This is a genomic window from Streptomyces mabaensis (genome assembly GCF_053763515.1).
In genome coordinates this window covers 38,072-57,773 of the sequence record NZ_JBSOPZ010000001.1, presented here as the reverse complement: position 1 = coordinate 57,773, position 19,702 = coordinate 38,072, and the positions used below count along the sequence as shown (strand labels likewise).

Below are 19,702 nucleotides of genomic sequence, written 5' to 3'. Positions count from 1 at the left end.
GTCCATCAGCCGATCGGCAGCCGGCTGCGCTGTCAGTGGGCTGGCATAGGCTTCACGCGTGGAACCCGACCTGTTCACCGCCGCCGCAGAGGACCGCCAGGAGAAGGATCCGTCCAGCACTCCTCTCGCTGTACGGATGCGTCCGCGCATCCTCGACGAGGTCGTGGGCCAGCAGCACCTCCTGAAGCCCGGTGCGCCGCTGCGCCGGCTGGTGGGGGAGGGCGGCGGGCCGGTGGGCCCCTCGTCGGTCATCCTCTGGGGGCCGCCAGGCACCGGGAAGACGACTTTGGCGTACGTCGTCAGCCAGGCCACCCAGAAGCGCTTCGTGGAACTCTCCGCGATCACCGCCGGGGTCAAGGAGGTGCGCGCCGTCATCGACGGTGCCCGCCGCGCGGCGGGCGGCTTCGGCAAGGAGACGGTCCTCTTCCTGGACGAGATCCACCGGTTCAGCAAGGCGCAGCAGGACTCGCTGCTGCCCGCGGTCGAGAACCGCTGGGTCACGCTGATCGCGGCGACCACCGAGAACCCGTACTTCTCGATCATCTCCCCGCTGCTCTCCCGCTCGCTCCTGCTCACGCTCGAACCGCTCACCGACGAGGACCTGCGCGCGCTGCTGCACCGGGCGCTCGCCGAGCCGCGCGGCCTCGGCGGAGCCGTCACCCTGCCCGCGGACGCGGAGGCACACCTGCTGCGGATCGCGGGGGGCGACGCCCGCCGGGCGCTCACGGCCCTGGAAGCGGGGGCGGGCTCGGCCATCTCCCAGGGCGAGCAGGAGATCACCCTGCGGACAGTCGAGGAGGCGGTCGACCGGGCCGCGGTGAAGTACGACCGCGACGGCGACCAGCACTACGACGTGGCGAGCGCGCTGATCAAGTCCATCCGGGGCTCGGACGTGGACGCGGCGCTGCACTACCTGGCCCGCATGATCGAGGCGGGGGAGGACCCGCGGTTCATCGCCCGGCGGCTGATGATCTCGGCCAGCGAGGACATCGGCCTGGCCGATCCGACCGCGCTCCCGACGGCGGTCGCCGCCGCTCAGGCGGTCGCGCTGATCGGCTTCCCCGAGGCGGCCCTGACCCTCAGCCACGCCACCATCGCGCTGGCGCTGGCGCCCAAGTCGAACACCGCCACCACCGCGATCGGTGCGGCGCTCGCCGATGTGCGGGGCGGGCTCGCGGGCCCGGTCCCGCCGCATCTGCGCGACGGTCACTACAAGGGCGCGGCCAAGCTCGGCCATGCCCAGGGGTACGTGTACCCGCACGACGTACCGGGCGCGATCGCGGCCCAGCAGTACGCACCGGACGCGGTGCACGGCAAGCGGTACTACGAGCCCACGCGGTACGGCGCGGAAGCGCGGTACGCGGACGTGGTGGAGAAGGTCCGCGAACGGCTGCAGGGCGACACGAGCCGGCCCGCGGACAGGGCCCAGCCCGCGGAGCGGCCCTAGTGCGAGGCCGCCTCGAAGAGCCGGTGCATCGCCCGGCGCAGGCCGGTGATGTCGCGTACCGGCTCGGGGAAGTCGAACCGCGCGTCGAAGCACCCGTCGCCGGAGAACCGCACCCGCAGTCCGAACCGGTCCAGCGCCAGCGGCACCGCGCGCCGGGCCGGCGGGTACGTGCCGTACTCCCGGTCGCCCAGCAGCCCGCACAGTTCCTGCACCTGGTCGCTGTGCGCGGCGTGCAGATGCTGGAGCCGCTCGGCCTCGTGCGCGACCAGGGGATCGGCGGCCGCGCGGGCGAACTCGTCGGGCTCGATCTCCGCCGCGCCCCAGAGGTCGTCCACCGATGCCTCGCCCACCTCCAGCCGCAGCATCATCCGGCCGGGCTGGGCCATGCCGGGTGCCTGGGTGAGCCAGCCGGAGATCCAGGCCCGGCCGCGGATACGGTGGGGGACGGAGACCGGCGCGACATCGGTGATCTCCAGCACGGCGGCCAGCTCGTCGTCCTGCGCGTGGGTGGCGGCGCGCACCGCGGGGGAGTCGGCAGGAAACTCCAGGTACACCTCGCCGTCCCGCCCCACGCTCCGCGTGGCCGGCATCAGCTGGTCCGGGCGTGCGCCGTCCAGCCCGGTAATGAGCAGTACAGCTGAGCATGTACTCTGTACGAGAGTTCGTGTGCGCTCGGCTGCTGACGGCATCCGGGTGATTTCAAGCCCGCTGGGACGCGGCTGACCATGAGCTGATCGGACCTCCGTCGCCTCGACGCTCTCAGAAGCGTCGGTGTTCTTTGTGCTGTCCGTGATGCGCTTGGTGTTCCCAGGGCGAGACATGCGATCTCCTTGAGTAAGGTGAGCCTAACCTAACCTACAACGGAGGTCTGGAGAACGTGCCTAACCAGTCGCGTCCCAAGGTCAAGAAGTCTCGCGCGCTCGGTATCGCGCTGACGCCGAAGGCTGTCAAGTACTTCGAAGCCCGCCCCTACCCGCCGGGCGAGCACGGCCGTGGCCGCAAGCAGAACTCGGACTACAAGGTCCGTCTGCTCGAGAAGCAGCGTCTGCGCGCCCAGTACGACATCAGCGAGCGCCAGATGGCGCGTGCCTACGACCGCGCCAAGAAGGCCGAGGGCAAGACGGGCGAGGCGCTGGTCGTCGAGCTCGAGCGCCGTCTCGACGCCCTGGTCCTGCGTTCGGGCATCGCCCGCACCATCTACCAGGCCCGCCAGATGGTCGTCCACGGCCACATCCAGGTCAACGGCGGCAAGGTCGACAAGCCGTCCTTCCGCGTCCGTCCCGACGACGTCGTGACGGTCCGCGAGCGCAGCCGCGACAAGCACCCCTTCCAGGTGGCCCGCGAGGGTGGCTACGCCGGCGACGGCGAGACCCCGCGCTACCTCCAGGTGAACCTGAAGGCCCTGGCCTTCCGCCTGGACCGCGACCCGAACCGCAAGGAAATCCCGGTCATCTGCGACGAGCAGCTCGTCGTCGAGTACTACGCCCGCTGACGCGGACACAGCCACTCAGACTGGTCAGCCCGCCGTCTCCCCGCCGCCCTGCGCGGTGGGGGAGTCGGCGGGCTTCCGCGTGTCCGGCGCCGGACCACCGCGCCGGGCAGGCGGAACGTCGAGCGGTACGGCCGGCCTCCCCGGCACCCGCAGCGCCCGCTCCACCAGCGACTCCAGCCCCAGCGCGCGGCCCTCCCGTACACACTCCGCGTACCGCTCGGCGCCCAGCACCTGCCCCGCCTGCTGCTCGCACAGAGCCCGCGGGGAGCCGAAGTACCCCGAGCCGAACAGCGGCAGTCCCACCGAGTCCCACACCGGCTCGGCCGCGCCCTGGAGCACCGCCGCCTCCGCCGGGTCGCCCTCGCCGGCCGTCACCAGGGCCAGCAGCTCGACCGCCAGGACCAGGCCCACCAGATCGTGGAACGTGTGGTTGATGGCGATGCACTGCGAGAGCAGCGTGCGGGCCTCGGCCTGATCGCCGCGCGTCCACGCCGCGTACGCCAGCACATGGAGCGCGTAGGCGCGGGTCCAGAGCTCTCCGCGTTCCTCGCAGATCTCCCGGACCTCCTCGCACAGCGCCACCGCCGAGTCGAGGTCGCCCCGGAAGAGCAGCGACATCGCCAGCTCCACCTGGCCCATCAGCACATTGCTGTTCAGCTCGCCCACCTCGCGGTACTGGGCGAGAGCCGCCTCCAGCAGCTCCCCGGCGCGCTCCATGTCGTCGGAGACGAGGGCCAGACACCCCATGCGGTGGACGGCGTAGGCGGCGGCCACCGGGTTGTCCGTACGGACAGCCTCGTCCCGGCACTCGTACAGCGCGCCCATCGCCGCCACGCTGTCGCCCTGCAACGCGGCCACATAGCCGAGCACCCACAAGGCCTTGAGCCGTGAGGCGTCGTGGCCGGACGCCGCCTCCAGACTGCGGTCCAGCCAGTGCCTCCCCTCGGAGAGACGGCCACAGCCCGCCCAGTAGAACCAGAGCGTGCCGGCCAGGTACTGGCCCAGATGCGCCTCGTCCGGATGCTCCAGGCAGCACTCCAGGGCGAGACGCAGATTGGGCAGCTCCGTGTCGATACGGGCCGCCACCTCGGCCTGGCGCGGACTGAACCAGTCCAGTTCGCACATGGTGGCCAGGCCCATGTACCAGTCGCGGTGCCTGCGCCGCACGCGCCCGGCCTCACCCAGCGCCTCCAGCCAGCCCGTTCCGTACGCCCGGACGGTGTCGAGCATCCGGTAGCGCACCCCCGTGGGCGAGTCGTGCCGGACCAGCAGCGACTGCGCGAGCAGTTCGCCCAGTACGTCGAGCACGCCGTCCGGCGTCAGGCCGGATCCGCCGCAGACGTAGGCGGCGGCTTCCAGGTCGAACTGGCCGGCGAACACCGACAGCCGTGCCCACAGCAGCCGCTCCGGCGGTGTGCACAGCTCATGGCTCCAGCCGATCGTCGTACGCAGTGCCTGGTGGCGCGGCAGGGCCCCGCGGTTGGTGCCGGTGAGCAGCTGGAACCGGTCGCCCAGCCGGTCCAGCACCTGCTCGACCGAGAGCGTGCGCAGCCGCCCCGCGGCCAGCTCCAGGGCGAGCGGGATCCCGTCCAGCCGCTCGCACAGTTCCCGTACTGCCGCTCGGTTCGCGGACGTCACCTCGAAGCCCGGCAGCACGGCCGCGGCCCGCGCGCGGAGCAGCCGGGCCGCGTCGTCGGCGGGCAGCGGCGCGAGCGGGAAGGCCTGCTCACCGTCCACGCACAGCGGCCGCCGGCCGACGGCCAGCACGGTCAGCCGAGGCGCCCGCCGCAGCAGCTCCCGCACCAGCCCGGCACAGGCGTCCAGCAGATGCTCGAATCCGTCGAGCACAAGCAGGAGTTCACGCCCGGCGAGATGGTCGAGCAGTACGGACCTCGGCCCCCGGGTGGTGTGGTCGGTCAGGCCGAGCGCCTCGACCAGCGCGTGATCGAGCAGCTCCGCGTCGCGGACCTCCGACAGCTCGGCCAGCCAGACGCCGTCGCAGAAGCGCTCCCGCAGATCACGGGCGGCCCGGGCGGCGAACCGCGACTTGCCCACGCCGCCGACCCCGGTGACCGTGACCAGCCGGGATTGCGCCAGCCGCGGCCCCAGCTCCGCCAGTTCGCCCGCGCGGCCGACGAACCCGTTCAACTCGGCGGGGAGGTTGGTCCTTCGCATGGCACACGGACGGTACTGGTCCGTACGCACTGCGTACAATCCAACCGGACAACTGCCGCCGCCCGGCCCCGGAATGCGGTACGGTCCCGGACCCTCGGCGCGATAGGGTCGGGGGACGACTTCGACGTGCAGGGAGCGGTGCAACGTGTCCGGTGGAGAGGTGGCCGGGATCCTTGTGGCCGTCTTCTGGGCGATCCTGGTCTCGTTCCTCGCCGTGGCGCTGGCGAGGCTGGCCCAGACGCTCAAGGCGACCACCAAGCTGGTGGCGGACGTGACCGAACAGGCCGTCCCGCTGCTCGCCGACGCCTCCGCGACCGTGCGTTCCGCGCAGACCCAGCTCGACCGGGTCGACGCCATCGCCTCGGACGTCCAGGAAGTCACCTCCAACGCCTCGGCACTCTCCACCACCGTGGCCTCCACCTTCGGCGGCCCGCTGGTCAAGGTCGCCGCCTTCGGCTATGGCGTGCGCAAGGCGCTGGGCCGCAAAGAGGTGCCGCCGCAGCCGTCCCGTCGTACGGTGATCGTCGGCCGCACCGTGCCGTCGGCCCGGCGGGCGAAGAGGACCGGCCGAGGCTTCCGCGGATCTAAGGACTGACGCAGCGATGTTCCGCCGTACGTTCTGGTTCACCGCCGGCGCAGCAGCCGGCGTATGGGCCACCACCAAGGTCAACCGCAAGCTCAGGCAGCTGACCCCGGAGAGTCTCGCCGCGCAGGCCGCCGAGAAGGCCATCGAGGCGGGCCACCGGCTCAAGGACTTCGCCCTCGACGTCAAGGCGGGGATGGCGCAGCGCGAGGACGAGCTCAACGACGCGCTGGGCCTCCAGGCCGCCGACGTCCATGAGCTCGACGCGCCGCGCCGCGTCGCGGCCCTGGCGTACCCGAAGCACTCGAAACACCCGAAGACGAAGCACCCGAAGCACTCGTACAACCGGAATGAGGACCACTGATGGAGTCGGCTGAAATCCGCCGCCGCTGGCTGCGCTTCTTCGAGGAGCGTGGGCACAAGGTCGTGCCGTCGGCGTCGCTGATCGCGGACGACCCGACGCTGCTGCTGGTTCCCGCGGGCATGGTCCCCTTCAAGCCGTACTTCCTCGGCGAGACCAAGCCGCCGGCCCCGCGCGCCACCAGTGTGCAGAAGTGCGTCCGTACACCGGACATCGAAGAGGTCGGCAAGACCACCCGGCACGGCACCTTCTTCCAGATGTGCGGCAACTTCTCCTTCGGCGACTACTTCAAGGAAGGCGCGATCACGTACGCCTGGGAGCTGCTGACCAGCTCCGTGGCGGACGGCGGCTACGGGCTCGACCCCGAGCGCCTGTGGATCACCGTCTACCTGGACGACGACGAGGCCGAGCAGATCTGGCGCGACGTCATCGGCGTACCGGCCGAGCGCATCCAGCGCCTGGGCAAGAAGGACAACTTCTGGTCCATGGGCGTCCCCGGCCCGTGCGGACCCTGCTCCGAGATCAACTACGACCGCGGCCCCGAGTTCGGCGTCGAGGGCGGCCCGGCCGTCAACGACGAGCGGTACGTGGAGATCTGGAACCTGGTCTTCATGCAGTACGAGCGCGGCGCCGGCGAGGGCAAGGAGGACTTCCCGATCCTCGGCGACCTGCCCTCCAAGAACATCGACACCGGCCTCGGCCTCGAGCGGCTGGCGATGATCCTGCAGGACGTACAGAACATGTACGAGATCGACACCTCGCAGGTCGTCATCGACAAGGCCACCGAACTGACCGGCGTCCGCTACGGCGCCGACCACGCCTCGGACGTCTCCCTGCGCGTCGTCACCGACCACATGCGCACCTCGGTAATGCTCATCGGCGACGGCGTCACCCCCGGCAACGAGGGCCGCGGCTACGTACTGCGCCGCATCATGCGCCGCGCCATCCGCAACATGCGTCTGCTCGGCGCCACCGGCCCGGTCGTCGCCGAGCTGGTCGACACGGTCATCAACTCCATGGGCGAGCAGTACCCGGAGCTGATCACCGAGCGCAAGCGCATCGAGACCGTCGCGCTCGCCGAGGAGGCCGCCTTCCTCAAGACCCTGAAGGCCGGCACCAACATCCTCGACACCGCCGTCAGCGACACCAAGGCCGCCGGCGGCCAGGTCCTCGCCGGCGACAAGGCGTTCCTGCTCCACGACACCTGGGGCTTCCCGATCGACCTCACCCTGGAGATGGCCGCCGAACAGGGCCTCTCCGTGGACGAGGACGGCTTCCGCCGGCTCATGAAGGAGCAGCGGGAGCGCGCCAAGGCCGACGCCAGGGCCAAGAAGACCGGTCACGCCGACCTGTCCGCCTACCGCGCGGTCGCCGACGGCTCCGGAGCCACCGAGTTCACCGGCTACACCTCCACCGAGGGTGAGTCGACCATCGTCGGCCTGCTCGTCGACGGTGTGCCGTCGCCGGCCGCCACCGAGGGCGACGAGGTCGAGGTCGTCCTCGACCGCACCCCGTTCTACGCCGAGGGCGGCGGCCAGCTCGCCGACCAGGGCCGGATCAAGCTCGACTCCGGCGCCGTCATCCAGGTCCGCGACGTCCAGCAGCCGGTTCCCGGCGTCAGCGTGCACAAGGGCTCGGTCCAGGTCGGCGAGGTGACGGTCGGCGCCCCCGCCTACGCCGCCATCGACATCCGGCGCCGCCGCGCCATCGCCCGCGCCCACAGCGCCACCCACCTCACGCACCAGGCGCTGCGCGACGCCCTCGGCCCGACGGCCGCCCAGGCCGGCTCGGAGAACTCGCCGGGCCGTTTCCGCTTCGACTTCGGCTCGCCGAACGCCGTGCCCGGCACGGTCCTCAGCGATGTCGAGCAGAAGATCAACGAAGTCCTCGCGCGGGAGCTCGACGTCCAGGCCGAGGTCATGAGCATCGACGAGGCCAAGAAGCAGGGCGCCATCGCCGAGTTCGGCGAGAAGTACGGCGAGCGCGTACGCGTGGTCACCATCGGGGACTTCTCCAAGGAGCTGTGCGGCGGCACGCATGTGCACAACACCGCCCAGCTGGGGCTGGTCAAGCTGCTCGGCGAGTCCTCCATCGGCTCGGGCGTACGGCGCATCGAGGCCCTGGTCGGCGTGGACGCGTACAGCTTCCTCGCCCGTGAGCACACGGTCGTCGCGCAGCTCCAGGAGCTGGTCAAGGGCCGTTCCGAGGAGCTGCCGGAGAAGATCGCCGGGATGCTCGCCAAGCTCAAGGACGCCGAGAAGGAGATCGAGAAGTTCCGCGCAGAGAAGGTCCTCCAGGCCGCCGCCGGCCTGGCCGCGGGCGCCAAGGACGTCCACGGCGTCGCCGTGGTCACCGGCCAGGTGCCGGACGGCACGGGAGCCGACGACCTGCGCAGGCTCGTCTTGGACGTGCGCGGCCGCATTCAAGGCGACCGCCCGGCCGTCGTCGCCCTGTTCACCACGGCCGGTGGCCGTCCGCTGACCGTCATCGCCACCAACGAGGCCGCCCGCGAGCGAGGTCTCAAGGCCGGCGACCTGGTCCGCACGGCGGCCAAGACCCTCGGCGGTGGCGGCGGCGGCAAGCCCGACGTCGCCCAGGGCGGCGGCCAGAACCCGGAGGCCATCGGCGATGCCGTGGCCGCCGTCGAGCGGCTCGTCGCCGAGACGGCCTGACGATGACCATGCGCATCGGCCGCCGGCTGGCGATCGACGTCGGGGACGCCCGGATCGGGGTCGCCTCGTGCGACCCCTCCGGAGTCCTCGCCACGCCGGTGGAGACCGTGCCGGGGCGTGACGTCCCGGCCGCCCACCGGCGGCTGCGGCAGCTCGTGGAGGAGTACGAACCGATCGAGGTCGTGGTCGGCCTGCCCCGCTCACTCAGCGGTGGCGAAGGGCCGGCCGCGGTCAAGGTCCGTGCCTTCGCACAGGAGTTGGCCCGGGGCATCAAACCGGTTCCGGTCAGACTGGTGGACGAGAGGATGACCACAGTGACGGCCAGTCAGGGACTGCGCGCCTCGGGCGTGAAGTCCAAGAAGGGCCGTTCTGTCATTGACCAGGCTGCCGCTGTGGTGATCCTTCAGAACGCTCTGGAGTCCGAACGGGCGTCAGGCACCGCACCCGGCGAGGGCGTCGAAGTGGTTGTCTGATCGCGGTACGGTAACGTTCCGCGCCATGCGGCGGTGTTCGAACAGCGGCCGCATAGGAAAGAGGTGGACCGGAGGCCGTGGCACACCTGCCCAGCGGCCCCCGGCAGCCCGTCTCGCGGCTCTAGGGGATCGATGACTGAGTATGGCCGGGGCGCAGGCTCCGAACCGTGGCATCCCGAGGACCCCTTGTACGGGGACCTGGGATGGAGAGGACACCAGGCCGCCGACGGCCAGGGTCCGTACGGCGACCGGCCGCAGCAGCAGTACCCGCCGCAGTCGCAGTACGCAGACCCGCAGGGCCAGTACGCCGGGCAGCAGAGTCCGTATCCCGGGCAGCAGGGTTCGTACCCCGGCCAGCAGGGTCCGTACCCCGGCCAGCAGGGCCCGCCCTATCCCGAGCAGCAGCAGGACCCGCAGTACAACGGCGGCTGGGAGACCGGCCAGAACCCGGTCGCCGTCCCCTACGGCGCCGGCGCGGCCGACCCGTACGCCCAGCAGCCCGGCGGCTACCCGGGCGAGACGCCCGACCTGTACGGAACCCCGGACGCGTACCCCCCGCCGCAGCCCCCCGGCCGCCGGGGCACCGTCCCGGAGCAGAGTCCCGAGTGGCAGCCGGAAGCGCCGGACGAGCCGGAGGAGCACCCGTTCTTCGCGGGCGGCGACGGCCGGGACGACGGCGGGTACGACGATCCGCGCGAGGGGCGACGCGGCCGGGGCGGCGGGGGCGCCGGCCGGGGCTCGAAGCCGAAGAAGAGCCGCAACGGCGTTGCCTGCCTGGTGGTCGCGCTGGTTTTGGTGGGCGGGGTCGGCGGGGCCGGCTACTACGGCTACCACTTCCTGCAGGGCCGGTTCGGCGAGCCCGCGGACTACGCGGGCGAGGGCGCCGGCGAGGTCGAGGTCGAGATCCCCAACGGCGCGAGCGGCACCGACATCGGCAACATCCTGAAGCAGAAGGGCGTCGTCAAGAGCGTCGGCGCGTTCGTCGCGGCCCAGACGGCGGACGAAAAGGGCAAGCTGATCCAGCCCGGCGTGTACTCCCTCAAGAAGGAGATGTCCGCCAGGGCGGCCGTCGCACTGATGATCGACCCGGCGAGCCGCAGTGGTCTGATCATTCGTGAAGGTATGCGGAACATCGAGATCTACAAGGCGATCGACGCCCAATTGGGCCTGAAGCCCGGTACCACCAGAAATGTCGCGAAAGCGAAGGCGAAAAACCTCGGCCTGCCCTCCTGGGCGGACGACAACGGCAAGATCAAGGACCCGCTCGAAGGCTTCCTCTTCCCCTCCCGCTACGACGTCGGAAAATCGACGAAGCCGGAGAAAGTGCTCCAGCAGATGGTCTCGCGGGCCACCGAGAAATACGGTTCCCTGAATCTCGAAGCGAAGGCCGAGGAGCTCGGTCTCGACTCCCCGTTGCAGGTCATCACGGTCGCGAGCCTCGTCCAGGCCGAGGGCAAGACCCACGACGACTTCAGGAAGATGTCCGAGGTCGTCTACAACCGGCTCAAGGCGACGAACACGGTTACCAATCAGAAGCTCGAGTTCGACTCCTCCTTCAATTACCTGAAGAACCAGAGCAAGATCAATATTTCCGTCGAGGAGATCCGGAACCACGACGACCCGTACAACACGTACTTCTACAAGGGGCTCACCCCCGGGCCGATCGGAAATCCGGGCGAGGACGCGCTGACCGCCGCGCTGGCGCCGGACAAGGGCGGCTGGATGTTCTTTGTGTCCGTCGACGGAGACACGACGAAATTCACCAGGACGCTGGCCGAACACGAAAAGCTCGTCGAGCAGTTCAACGAGCGACAGAAGAATGGCGACTAGAACAATGTCAGCTCACCGGGCCGCTGTACTGGGCTCGCCCATCGCCCATTCCCTCTCGCCGGTGCTGCATCGCGCCGCGTACGCGGAGCTGGGCCTGGCCGACTGGTCGTACGACCGGTTCGAGGTCGACGAGGCCGGCCTCCCCGGCTTCTTCGAGCGGCTCGACGAGACCTGGGCCGGGCTCTCGCTGACCATGCCGCTCAAGCGCGCGGTCATCCCGCTGCTCGACGGGATCAGCGACACCGCCGCGTCCGTCGAGGCGGTCAACACCGTCGTTCTCACCGACGACGGGCGGCGGGTCGGCGACAACACCGACATCCCCGGCATGATCGCCGCGCTGCGCGAGCGTGGCGTGGAGAAGGTCGAGGCGGCCGCCGTCCTCGGCGCCGGCGCGACGGCCTCCTCCGCGCTCGCCGCGCTCTCCCGCATCTGTACGGGCGAGGTCACCGCGTACGTACGCAGCCGGGCCCGCGCCGACGAGATGCGGCAGTGGGGCGAGCGGCTCGGCGTCGGCGTGCGTACCGCCGACTGGGCGGACGCGGCCGAGGCGCTCCGCGCCCCGCTGGTCGTCGCCACCACCCCGGCCGGCACGACGGACGCGCTGGCGGCGGCGGTGCCGGACGCGCCCGGCACGCTGTTCGACGTGCTGTACGACCCGTGGCCGACCGCCCTGGCGGCGGCCTGGTCGCGGCGGGGCGGCGCGGTGGTCGGCGGACTCGACCTCCTGGTCCACCAGGCGGTGCTCCAGGTGCAGCAGATGACAGGCCGGCCCGCGCCGCTGGCGGCGATGCGCAGGGCCGGCGAACAGGCGCTCGAGGCCCGCTAGGATCTCCGCCGTCCGGCATCGCAGGGGGAGAGAACACTTATGGAAACCGGTTTGCCGCAGGCATCCATCGCCTCGAGCATCTTCGACGGCGTCGTCAACGGCGTCTTCAGGAACGTCCTCGAGGCCGTCATCGGCTTCCTGCCGGACTGGCTGGAGATCCCGCTCCTCTCCCTGCTGATCCTCGCCGTCGTCGTCGGCTGGGCCCGCAAGCTCGGGCGGCGCCGCGCCGCGCGTCGCGCCGCGCGGTCTCCGCAGCCCGGCCGGCCCGCTCAGCAGGCCCAGCGCGCGGAGCCCAGCGGTGCCGACTTCCTCGGTGCGTACGCTCCCCAGCAGCGTCGCGGCGGCGACTCCGCCTGACGCCTCGGGGTGGCCTGCCGGGCGGCCTCGGGTGTCCACGGGCGTCCGACTGCTGGACCGACGACCGGGACATGCGTCCGGACGTGGGAGGATCAGTGGTGGCGGGCCAGGGCCGCGCACCCGGTCGCGCCGTCGCAGTTCCAGGCGCGAACATGAGGAGCACCGTTGAGCAGGTTGCGCTGGCTGACCGCGGGAGAGTCGCACGGCCCCGCACTCGTCGCGACGCTGGAGGGTCTCCCCGCCGGCGTGCCGATCACCACCGGGATGGTGGCGGACGCGCTTGCCCGGCGGCGCCTCGGCTATGGCCGTGGCGCGCGGATGAAGTTCGAGCAGGACGAGGTCACCTTCCTCGGCGGCGTGCGGCACGGGCTGAGCCTCGGCTCGCCGGTCGCGATCATGGTGGGCAACACCGAGTGGCCCAAGTGGGAACAGGTGATGGCGGCCGACCCCGTCGACCCCGAGATCCTCGACGGCCTCGCGCGCAACGCGCCGCTGACCCGTCCCCGCCCCGGTCACGCCGACCTCGCCGGCATGCAGAAGTACGGCTTCGACGAGGCCCGGCCGATCCTGGAGCGCGCGAGCGCCCGGGAGACGGCGGCCCGGGTCGCGCTGGGCGCGGTCGCCCGTTCGTACCTCAAGGAGACGGCCGGGATCGAGATCGTCTCGCACGTCGTGGAGCTGGCCGCGGCCAAGGCCCCGTACGGCGTCCTTCCCACCCCGGCCGACGTCGACAAGCTCGACGCCGACCCGGTGCGCTGCCTGGACGCGGACGCGAGCAAGGCGATGGTCGCGGAGATCGACCAGGCCCACAAGGACGGCGACACGCTCGGCGGTGTCGTCGAGGTGCTGGCGTACGGCGTGCCGGTGGGCCTCGGCTCGCACGTGCACTGGGACCGGCGCCTGGACGCCCGGCTGGCCGCCGCCCTCATGGGCATCCAGGCCATCAAGGGCGTCGAGGTCGGCGACGGGTTCGAGCTGGCCCGGGTGCCGGGCTCGAAGGCGCACGACGAGATCGTCTCCACCGACGACGGCATCCGCCGTACCTCCGGCCGCTCCGGCGGCACCGAGGGCGGTCTGACCACCGGCGAGCTGCTGCGCGTACGGGCCGCGATGAAGCCCATCGCGACCGTGCCGCGCGCACTGGCCACCGTCGACGTCGCCACCGGCGAGGCCACCCAGGCCCACCACCAGCGCTCCGACGTGTGCGCCGTGCCGGCCGCCGGCATCGTCGCCGAGGCGATGGTCGCCCTGGTGCTGGCCGACGCGGTCGCGGAGAAGTTCGGCGGCGACTCGGTGCCCGAGACCCGCCGTAACGTCCGGTCCTTCCTCGACCACCTCGAGATCCGATGAGCGCTCCGCTGGTCGTCCTCGTCGGGCCGATGGGTGTCGGAAAGTCCACGGTGGGCGAGCTGCTGGCCGAGCGGCTCGGCGCCGGCTACCGGGACACCGACGCCGACATCGTCGCGGCCGAGGGCCGCCCGATCTCGGACATCTTCGTGGAGGAGGGCGAGGCGTACTTCCGCGAGCGAGAGCGGCAGGCCGTACGGACCGCGGTCGAGGAGCACACGGGTGTGCTGGCCCTAGGCGGCGGGGCGATCCTCGATGCCTCCACCCGCGCGCTGCTGACCGGACTGCCGGTCGTCTTCCTCGACGTGGACGTCAACGAGGCGGTCAAGCGGGTCGGCCTGAACACCGCCCGCCCGCTGCTCGCCGTCAACCCCCGCCAGCAGTGGCGGCGGTTGATGGAGCAGCGGCGCCCGCTCTACAACGAGGTGGCCCGCGCCGTCGTCGCCACCGACGAGCGCACCCCCGAAGAGGTCGCACAAGCGGTCCTCGACGCACTGGAGTTGAAGGACGCATGACCGACGGACGCATGACCGACGACAACACGCCCACGCGCATCCAGGTCGGCGGCACCGAGGGAGCCGCTCCGTACGAGGTGCTCGTCGGCCGGCAGCTGCTCGGTGAGCTTCCCGGCCTGATCGGACCCAAGGCCAAGCGCGTCGCGGTGCTGCACCCGGAGGCGCTCGCCGAGACGGGCGAGGCGATCCGGGAGGACCTGGCGTCGCAGGGCTTCGACGCCATCGCGATCCAGCTGCCGAACGCGGAGGAGGCCAAGACCGTCGAGGTCGCGGCCTACTGCTGGAAGGCGCTGGGCCAGACCGGTTTCACCCGTACCGATGTGATCGTCGGCGTCGGCGGCGGTGCCACCACCGATCTGGCGGGCTTCGTCGCCGCAACGTGGCTGCGCGGGGTGCGCTGGGTCGCCGTACCGACCACGGTGCTCGCCATGGTGGACGCGGCGGTCGGCGGCAAGACCGGCATCAACACCGCCGAGGGCAAGAACCTCGTCGGCGCCTTCCACCCGCCCGCCGGGGTGCTGTGCGACCTGGCCGCGCTGGACTCGCTGCCGGTCAACGACTACGTCAGCGGCCTCGCCGAGATCATCAAGGCCGGCTTCATCGCCGACCCGGCGATCCTCGACCTCATCGAGGCGGACCCGGAGGCGGCCCGGACCCCCGCCGGACCGCACACCGCCGAGCTGATCGAGCGCTCCATCCGGGTCAAGGCGGAGGTCGTCTCCAGCGACCTCAGGGAATCCGGTCTGCGCGAGATCCTCAACTACGGGCACACGCTGGCACACGCCATCGAGAAGAACGAGCGCTACAACTGGCGGCACGGCGCGGCCGTGTCGGTCGGCATGGTCTTCGCCGCCGAGCTCGGCCGGCTGGCCGGCCGGCTCGACGACGCGACGGCCGACCGGCACCGCGCGGTGCTGGAGTCGGTCGGGCTGCCGCTCACCTATCGCGGTGACCAGTGGCCCAAGCTGCTGGAGACCATGAAGGTCGACAAGAAGTCCCGAGGCGACCTGCTGCGCTTCATCGTCCTGGACGGTCTCGCGAAGCCGACCGTGCTGGAGGGCCCGGACCCGGCGGTGCTGCTCGCCGCGTACGGCGAGGTGTCCCAGTGACGCCGGTGACTCGGCGGGTCTTCGTCCTCAACGGCCCGAACCTGGGCCGGCTGGGCTCGCGCGAGCCGGATGTGTACGGGGCGACGTCGTACGCGGGGCTCGTCGAGGCGTGCCAGAACCTCGGCAAGGAGCTGGGGTTCGAGGTCGAGGTGCGGGAGACGAACGACGAGGGGCAGATGATCCGCTGGCTGCACGAGGCGGCGGACGGGTCGATTCCGGTCATTCTCAACCCGGGGGCGTTCACCCACTACTCGTACGGAATGCGGGACGCGGCGGCCCAGCGCACCGCGCCGCTGATCGAGGTGCACATCTCGAATCCGTACGCCCGTGAGGAGTTCCGCCACACGTCGGTGGTCGCGGCCGTCGCCAGCGGCACGGTCGCCGGCTTCGGCATCGGCTCGTACCGGCTGGCGCTGCGCGCGCTCGCCGACGAACTGACTGGCTGACCGGGCACTTTCGCACTTCCCCGCCCGTTCACTGTCCGCCGGGCGGGGAAGGTAGCGTTCGGTACCGGGCGGGACGACCATGAGGGGAATCCCGGTCCGGCCAGCGCCAGTTGCCTGTACGAGACGGAGTGGCACCGGATGCAGCACGCGATGGGGGCTCCGCTGCCACCGCCCCACGGGCCGGGGCACGGCACACCCGCAGGATGGCCACAGGCCACCCACCAGGAGCAGCCCGCGGGAAACACGGGCCCGGCCGGCCCGCAGGGGCCGCCGCCCACCGGGCAGCACCCGAGGCCGCCGTCGCCGCAGGGGCAGCCGGTCGTGGGGCATCCGCCCGGCCCGCCCGCGCCGCAGGTGCCGCCGCACGGGGGGCATCCCGGTGCTGCCGTGCCGCAGGGGGCGGGTGCGCCGGGGTGGAGCGGGAGTGCGCCGCCCCGGGACACCACCGGGCACATTCCGTTGCCGCCCGGCGGGCCGGTTCCGGTGCCCGCCGCGCCGGGCGGGCCGACGCATGCCGACACCGGGGCCACCACGCTCGCGGTCCTGCTGATCGGTCCCGCCGGAGCCGGAAAGACGACGGTCGCCAAGCACTGGGCCAGAAGCCGGCAGGTCCCAACGGCCCACATCAGCCTCGACGACGTCCGCGAATGGGTCTGCTCCGGTTTCGCCGACCCGCAGGCCGGCTGGAACGACCACTCCGAGGCGCAGTACCGGCTGGCCCGCCGCACCTGCGGCTTCGCCGCCCGCAACTTCCTCGCCAACGGGATCTCCTGCATCCTCGACGACGCGGTCTTCCCCGACCGCCCGGTCGTCGGTCTCGGCGGCTGGAAGCGCCACGTGGGCCCCGGCCTGCTGCCCGTCGTCCTCCTGCCGGGCCTGGAGATCGTTCTCGAGCGCAATGCCGAGCGCAGTGGCAACCGGCGGCTGAGCGACGAGGAGGTCGCCCGTATCCACGGCCGGATGGCCGGGTGGTACGGCTCGGGGCTCCCGATCATCGACAACTCGGCGTGCGACGTGGAGACGACGGCCCGGGTACTGGACGACGTCCTCGCCCGCGCCATCGCGTCCCCGCCCAGCTGGTAGCGGCAGCCGGGCCCGCAGCGCGGGCGGCCCCGCCGCCCGTCCGGACGCGCTGGCCGGGCCGAGTCGGCCCGGGGCTCGTACGCTCGTGACATGTCAGAGGTGTACGCGGTCCGCCGCGGGCAGCTGCGCGACCGTTGCGCCGCCGCCGGCAGCACAGCCGCCCTGATCTCCCGCCCCGCCAACGTCCGCTACCTCGCGGGCGCCTCACCGCACGGGGCCGTCCTGCTCCTCGGCCCGGCCGAGGACGTCCTGCTCTGCACCGATACGCCGACGGGCGAAGCGTCCGAGGGCCGGCTCGACGAGCAGCTGCGGCTCACCGTCCTGCCCGGCGCGGGCGGCGACCCGGCGGTCGCCGGCGCGGACCTGGCCGCCGGCACCGGTGCCGAGTCCCTCGCCGTGGAGGAGCACCACCTCACCGTCACGCGGCACCGCGCCCTCGGCTCGGTCGCGCCCCGGCTGCGGCTGGCCGATCTCGGCCTGGCGGTCGAGCAGCAGCGGATCATCAAGGACGAGGAGGAGATCGCCTGCCTCCGGATCGCCGCCGAGATCACCGACCAGGCCCTCAGCGAGCTGCTCGAATCCATCCTGGTGGGGCGCACGGAACGCCATCTGGCCCTGGAGCTGGAGCGCCGGCTCGTCGACCACGGCGCGGACGGTCCGGCCTTCCCGACCTCCGTCGCGACCGGGCCGAACTCCGGTCGCGGCGGCCACCGGCCGTCCGACCGGCGGGTCGAGGAGGGCGACTTCCTCTCCGTCTGCCTCGGTGCGAACTACCGCGGGTACCGGTGCGAGATCGGCCGTACCTTCGTCATCGGCACCTCCCCGGCCGACTGGCAGATCGAGCTGTACGACGTGGTCTTCGCCGCTCAGCGGGCCGGCCGCGAGGCCCTGGCTCCGGGCGCCGCGTACCGTGATGTGGACCGCGCGGCCCGTCAGGTACTGGACGCCGCGGGCCACGGAGAGCGGCTCGCCGCATGCACCGGACATGGTGTGGGACTCGAAATCGACGAGGACCCGCAGCTGGCACCTTCTGCCATGGGTAAACTGGACGCTTGTGTGCCGGTCACCGTCGAACCGGGGGTCCACCTCCCGGGCCGGGGCGGAGTCCGGATCGATGACACGCTCGTCGTACGCCCCGAGGCGGACGGCGGACCCGAGCTACTCACCATCACGACCAAGGAACTGCTCGCTCTCTAGCGCGCACCGTGGTCCCGCCAGCTTCAGTCCAGGAGATTCCGCAACCGTGGCTTCCACGAACGACCTCAAGAACGGCATGGTGCTCAAGCTCGACGGGGGCCAGCTCTGGTCCGTCGTCGAGTTCCAGCACGTCAAGCCCGGCAAGGGCCCTGCCTTCGTGCGCACCAAGCTCAAGAACGTGCTCTCCGGCAAGGTCGTCGACAAGACGTTCAACGCCGGTGTGAAGGTCGAGACGGCCACCGTCGACCGTCGAGACATGCAGTTCTCGTACATGGACGGCGAGTACTTCGTCTTCATGGACATGCAGACGTACGACCAGCTGATGGTGGACCGCAAGTCCGTCGGCAGCGCCGCCAACTTCCTGATCGAGGGCTTCACCGCCAGCGTCGCCACCCACGAGGGCGAGGTGCTCTACGTCGAGCTCCCGGCCGCCGTGGAGCTGGTCATCCAGCACACCGAGCCGGGCGTCCAGGGCGACCGCTCGACGGGCGGCAGCAAGCCGGCCACGCTCGAGACCGGCTACGAGATCGGCGTCCCGCTCTTCATCACGACGGGCGAGAAGATCAAGGTCGACACCCGCTCCGGTGATTACCTCGGCCGGGTGAGCAGCTAACCGTGGCTGCCCGGAACAAGGCCCGCAAGCGCGCCTTCCAGATCCTCTTCGAGGCCGACCAGCGCGGTGAGTCCGTGCAGACGGTCCTCGCGGACTGGATCCGTCATGCCCGGACGGACGACCGGCAGCCGCCGGTCAACGAATTCACGATGCAACTCGTCGAGGGGTACGCGGACTACGCGGACCGCATCGACGACCTGATCTCCACCTACTCGGTGGACTGGTCGCTCGACCGCATGCCGGTCGTGGACCGCAACATCATCCGGCTCGCGGCGTACGAGCTGGTGTGGGTCGACGAGACCCCCGACGCGGTGGTGATCGACGAGGCCGTGCAGCTCGCCAAGGAGTTCTCCACCGACGACTCCCCGTCGTTCGTGAACGGCCTGCTGGGCCGATTCAAGGACCTCAAGCCGAGCCTGCGCCGCGGCTAGCCGTCGGCGGAGTTCAGCCAAAGAAGGGCCCGCAGCGCACGCGTTGCGGGCCCTCCGCCGTCCCTGCGCGCCCTCGCCGGACGCAAAACCGCCGGGGCCGGCGGAGCCCGAAGGCTTCGCCGGCCCCGGCGGCACGTTTCTGCAAGAAGGGATCAGGCGTCGTCGTGGGCCACGGCCCGGCGCGCGTCCGCGTCCAGCACGCCCCAGCTGATCAGCTGCTCGGTCAGGACCGAGGGCGACTGGTCGTAGATCACGGCCAGCGTGCGCAGGTCGTCCTGGCGGATCGACAGCACCTTGCCGTTGTAGTCGCCGCGCTGGCTCTGGATCGTCGCGGCGTACCGCTGGAGCGGGCCCGCCTTCTCCTGCGGGACGTGGGCGAGGCGCTCCAGGTCCAGGACGAGCTTCGGCGGCGGCTCTGCGGCGCCGCCCGGCGTCGTGCCCGGCAGCAGCTCCTGCACCGGCACACCGTAGAAGTCCGCCAGCTCGGCAAGGCGCTGCACGGTCACGGCGCGGTCACCGCGCTCGTACGAACCGACCACGACGGCCTTCCAACGGCCCTGGGACTTCTCCTCGACACCGTGGAGGGAAAGGCCCTGCTGGGTGCGGATGGCGCGGAGCTTGGCCCCGAGCTGCTTGGCGTATTCGCTGGACATAACGCTCCCGGACGCTGTGACAACATGCGGCTCCGCCGCGCGGCTGGTAACTCACTGTGAGGTTACGCAGCGTTACTTGGCTGCGTCAAGCC

At 71.4% G+C, this 19,702-nt stretch carries 20 protein-coding genes; 17 read left to right on the top strand and 3 right to left on the bottom strand.

Annotation, left to right across the window (positions count from 1 at the left end):
- The first annotated feature begins 58 nt into the window (after positions 1 to 58).
- The gene (locus ACWV17_RS00270) at positions 59 to 1,447 is read left to right on the top strand and encodes a replication-associated recombination protein A (protein ID WP_455357978.1); all 1,389 of its coding nucleotides are present in this window, start codon (positions 59 to 61) and stop codon (positions 1,445 to 1,447) included.
- On the opposite strand, the gene ACWV17_RS00265 is transcribed toward ACWV17_RS00270, so the two are convergent.
- Positions 1,444 to 2,136, bottom strand: a complete 693-nt coding sequence (locus ACWV17_RS00265) for a DUF2470 domain-containing protein (protein WP_455357977.1) — start codon at positions 2,134 to 2,136, stop codon at positions 1,444 to 1,446. The genes ACWV17_RS00270 and ACWV17_RS00265 overlap by 4 nt on opposite strands.
- 188 nt (positions 2,137 to 2,324) lie before the next feature.
- Here ACWV17_RS00265 and rpsD point away from each other — a divergent pair, with 188 nt between their 5' ends.
- Complete coding sequence (gene rpsD / locus ACWV17_RS00260; protein ID WP_455357976.1) at positions 2,325 to 2,939, top strand: 30S ribosomal protein S4; 615 nt, start codon at positions 2,325 to 2,327, stop codon at positions 2,937 to 2,939.
- 24 nt (positions 2,940 to 2,963) lie between these two features.
- Here rpsD and ACWV17_RS00255 read toward each other — a convergent pair whose 3' ends face one another.
- On the bottom strand, positions 2,964 to 5,114 hold the full coding sequence (locus ACWV17_RS00255) for an ATP-binding protein (RefSeq protein WP_455357975.1): 2,151 nt from the start codon (positions 5,112 to 5,114) through the stop codon (positions 2,964 to 2,966).
- 145 nt (positions 5,115 to 5,259) lie between these two features.
- On the opposite strand from ACWV17_RS00255, the gene ACWV17_RS00250 reads away from it, so the two are divergent.
- The 15 genes from ACWV17_RS00250 (at position 5,260) to nusB (ending at position 18,957) form a co-directional block, all read left to right on the top strand.
- Complete coding sequence (locus ACWV17_RS00250) at positions 5,260 to 5,709, top strand: DUF948 domain-containing protein (protein ID WP_455354953.1); 450 nt, start codon at positions 5,260 to 5,262, stop codon at positions 5,707 to 5,709.
- 7 nt (positions 5,710 to 5,716) lie between these two features.
- Positions 5,717 to 6,061 carry a DUF6167 family protein gene (locus tag ACWV17_RS00245; RefSeq protein WP_455357974.1) on the top strand — a complete coding sequence of 115 codons (345 nt, stop codon included), beginning with the start codon at positions 5,717 to 5,719 and terminating at the stop codon, positions 6,059 to 6,061.
- A complete protein-coding gene (gene alaS, locus ACWV17_RS00240) occupies positions 6,061 to 8,730 on the top strand; it encodes an alanine--tRNA ligase (RefSeq protein ID WP_455354955.1) in 2,670 nt (889 codons plus the stop codon). The genes ACWV17_RS00245 and alaS overlap by 1 nt, the downstream gene beginning before the upstream one ends.
- 2 nt (positions 8,731 to 8,732) lie before the next feature.
- Positions 8,733 to 9,203: a Holliday junction resolvase RuvX gene (ruvX, locus tag ACWV17_RS00235; RefSeq protein ID WP_455354956.1), complete on the top strand. Its 471-nt coding sequence runs from the start codon at positions 8,733 to 8,735 to the stop codon at positions 9,201 to 9,203.
- A gap of 132 nt (positions 9,204 to 9,335) precedes the next feature.
- Positions 9,336 to 11,033, top strand: a complete 1,698-nt coding sequence (gene mltG, locus ACWV17_RS00230) for an endolytic transglycosylase MltG (protein ID WP_455357973.1) — start codon at positions 9,336 to 9,338, stop codon at positions 11,031 to 11,033.
- Between the two features lie 4 nt (positions 11,034 to 11,037).
- Positions 11,038 to 11,859, top strand: coding sequence for a shikimate dehydrogenase (locus ACWV17_RS00225; protein WP_455357972.1), 822 nt, complete (start codon positions 11,038 to 11,040; stop codon positions 11,857 to 11,859).
- Positions 11,860 to 11,910: 51 nt separating this feature from the next.
- Entirely contained in the window at positions 11,911 to 12,216 is a 306-nt protein-coding gene (locus ACWV17_RS00220; RefSeq protein WP_455357971.1) for a hypothetical protein, read from the top strand.
- A 165-nt stretch (positions 12,217 to 12,381) separates the two neighbouring features.
- Positions 12,382 to 13,566, top strand: coding sequence for a chorismate synthase (aroC, locus tag ACWV17_RS00215; protein WP_455357970.1), 1,185 nt, complete (start codon positions 12,382 to 12,384; stop codon positions 13,564 to 13,566).
- Positions 13,563 to 14,078: a shikimate kinase gene (locus tag ACWV17_RS00210; protein ID WP_455357969.1), complete on the top strand. Its 516-nt coding sequence runs from the start codon at positions 13,563 to 13,565 to the stop codon at positions 14,076 to 14,078. Before aroC ends, ACWV17_RS00210 begins: the two co-directional genes overlap by 4 nt.
- Before the next feature lie 11 nt (positions 14,079 to 14,089).
- Entirely contained in the window at positions 14,090 to 15,187 is a 1,098-nt protein-coding gene (aroB, locus tag ACWV17_RS00205; protein WP_455358134.1) for a 3-dehydroquinate synthase, read from the top strand.
- A gap of 5 nt (positions 15,188 to 15,192) precedes the next feature.
- Positions 15,193 to 15,633, top strand: coding sequence for a type II 3-dehydroquinate dehydratase (gene aroQ, locus ACWV17_RS00200; protein WP_455355054.1), 441 nt, complete (start codon positions 15,193 to 15,195; stop codon positions 15,631 to 15,633).
- A 138-nt stretch (positions 15,634 to 15,771) separates the two neighbouring features.
- On the top strand, positions 15,772 to 16,716 hold the full coding sequence (locus ACWV17_RS00195; RefSeq protein ID WP_455357968.1) for a Pro-rich N-terminal domain-containing protein: 945 nt from the start codon (positions 15,772 to 15,774) through the stop codon (positions 16,714 to 16,716).
- Between the two features lie 90 nt (positions 16,717 to 16,806).
- Positions 16,807 to 17,913 (top strand): aminopeptidase P family protein, encoded by a 1,107-nt coding sequence (locus ACWV17_RS00190; RefSeq protein ID WP_455354963.1) that lies wholly within the window; start codon positions 16,807 to 16,809, stop codon positions 17,911 to 17,913.
- Positions 17,914 to 17,959: 46 nt separating this feature from the next.
- Positions 17,960 to 18,526 (top strand): elongation factor P, encoded by a 567-nt coding sequence (gene efp, locus ACWV17_RS00185; RefSeq protein WP_455354964.1) that lies wholly within the window; start codon positions 17,960 to 17,962, stop codon positions 18,524 to 18,526.
- A 2-nt stretch (positions 18,527 to 18,528) separates the two neighbouring features.
- The gene (gene nusB / locus ACWV17_RS00180) at positions 18,529 to 18,957 is read left to right on the top strand and encodes a transcription antitermination factor NusB (protein ID WP_455357967.1); all 429 of its coding nucleotides are present in this window, start codon (positions 18,529 to 18,531) and stop codon (positions 18,955 to 18,957) included.
- Positions 18,958 to 19,109: 152 nt separating this feature from the next.
- Here the strand turns inward: nusB and bldD are convergent, their stop codons facing one another.
- Entirely contained in the window at positions 19,110 to 19,610 is a 501-nt protein-coding gene (gene bldD, locus ACWV17_RS00175) for a transcriptional regulator BldD (RefSeq protein WP_455357966.1), read from the bottom strand.
- Positions 19,611 to 19,702: the final 92 nt, after the last annotated feature.

Excerpts from the sequence above, each read along its gene's own strand:
- ACWV17_RS00265 (WP_455357977.1), bottom strand. The coding sequence starts at position 2,136 with ATGCCGTCAGCAGCCGAGCGCACACGAACTCTCGTACAGAGTACATGC.
- ACWV17_RS00255 (WP_455357975.1), bottom strand. The coding sequence starts at position 5,114 with ATGCGAAGGACCAACCTCCCCGCCGAGTTGAACGGGTTCGTCGGCCGC.
- ACWV17_RS00245 (WP_455357974.1), top strand. The coding sequence starts at position 5,717 with ATGTTCCGCCGTACGTTCTGGTTCACCGCCGGCGCAGCAGCCGGCGTA.
- alaS (WP_455354955.1), top strand. The coding sequence starts at position 6,061 with ATGGAGTCGGCTGAAATCCGCCGCCGCTGGCTGCGCTTCTTCGAGGAG.
- ruvX (WP_455354956.1), top strand. The coding sequence starts at position 8,733 with ATGACCATGCGCATCGGCCGCCGGCTGGCGATCGACGTCGGGGACGCC.
- mltG (WP_455357973.1), top strand. The coding sequence starts at position 9,336 with ATGACTGAGTATGGCCGGGGCGCAGGCTCCGAACCGTGGCATCCCGAG.
- ACWV17_RS00225 (WP_455357972.1), top strand. The coding sequence starts at position 11,038 with ATGTCAGCTCACCGGGCCGCTGTACTGGGCTCGCCCATCGCCCATTCC.
- ACWV17_RS00210 (WP_455357969.1), top strand. The coding sequence starts at position 13,563 with ATGAGCGCTCCGCTGGTCGTCCTCGTCGGGCCGATGGGTGTCGGAAAG.
- aroB (WP_455358134.1), top strand. The coding sequence starts at position 14,090 with ATGACCGACGACAACACGCCCACGCGCATCCAGGTCGGCGGCACCGAG.
- ACWV17_RS00195 (WP_455357968.1), top strand. The coding sequence starts at position 15,772 with ATGCAGCACGCGATGGGGGCTCCGCTGCCACCGCCCCACGGGCCGGGG.
- ACWV17_RS00190 (WP_455354963.1), top strand. The coding sequence starts at position 16,807 with ATGTCAGAGGTGTACGCGGTCCGCCGCGGGCAGCTGCGCGACCGTTGC.
- bldD (WP_455357966.1), bottom strand. The coding sequence starts at position 19,610 with ATGTCCAGCGAATACGCCAAGCAGCTCGGGGCCAAGCTCCGCGCCATC.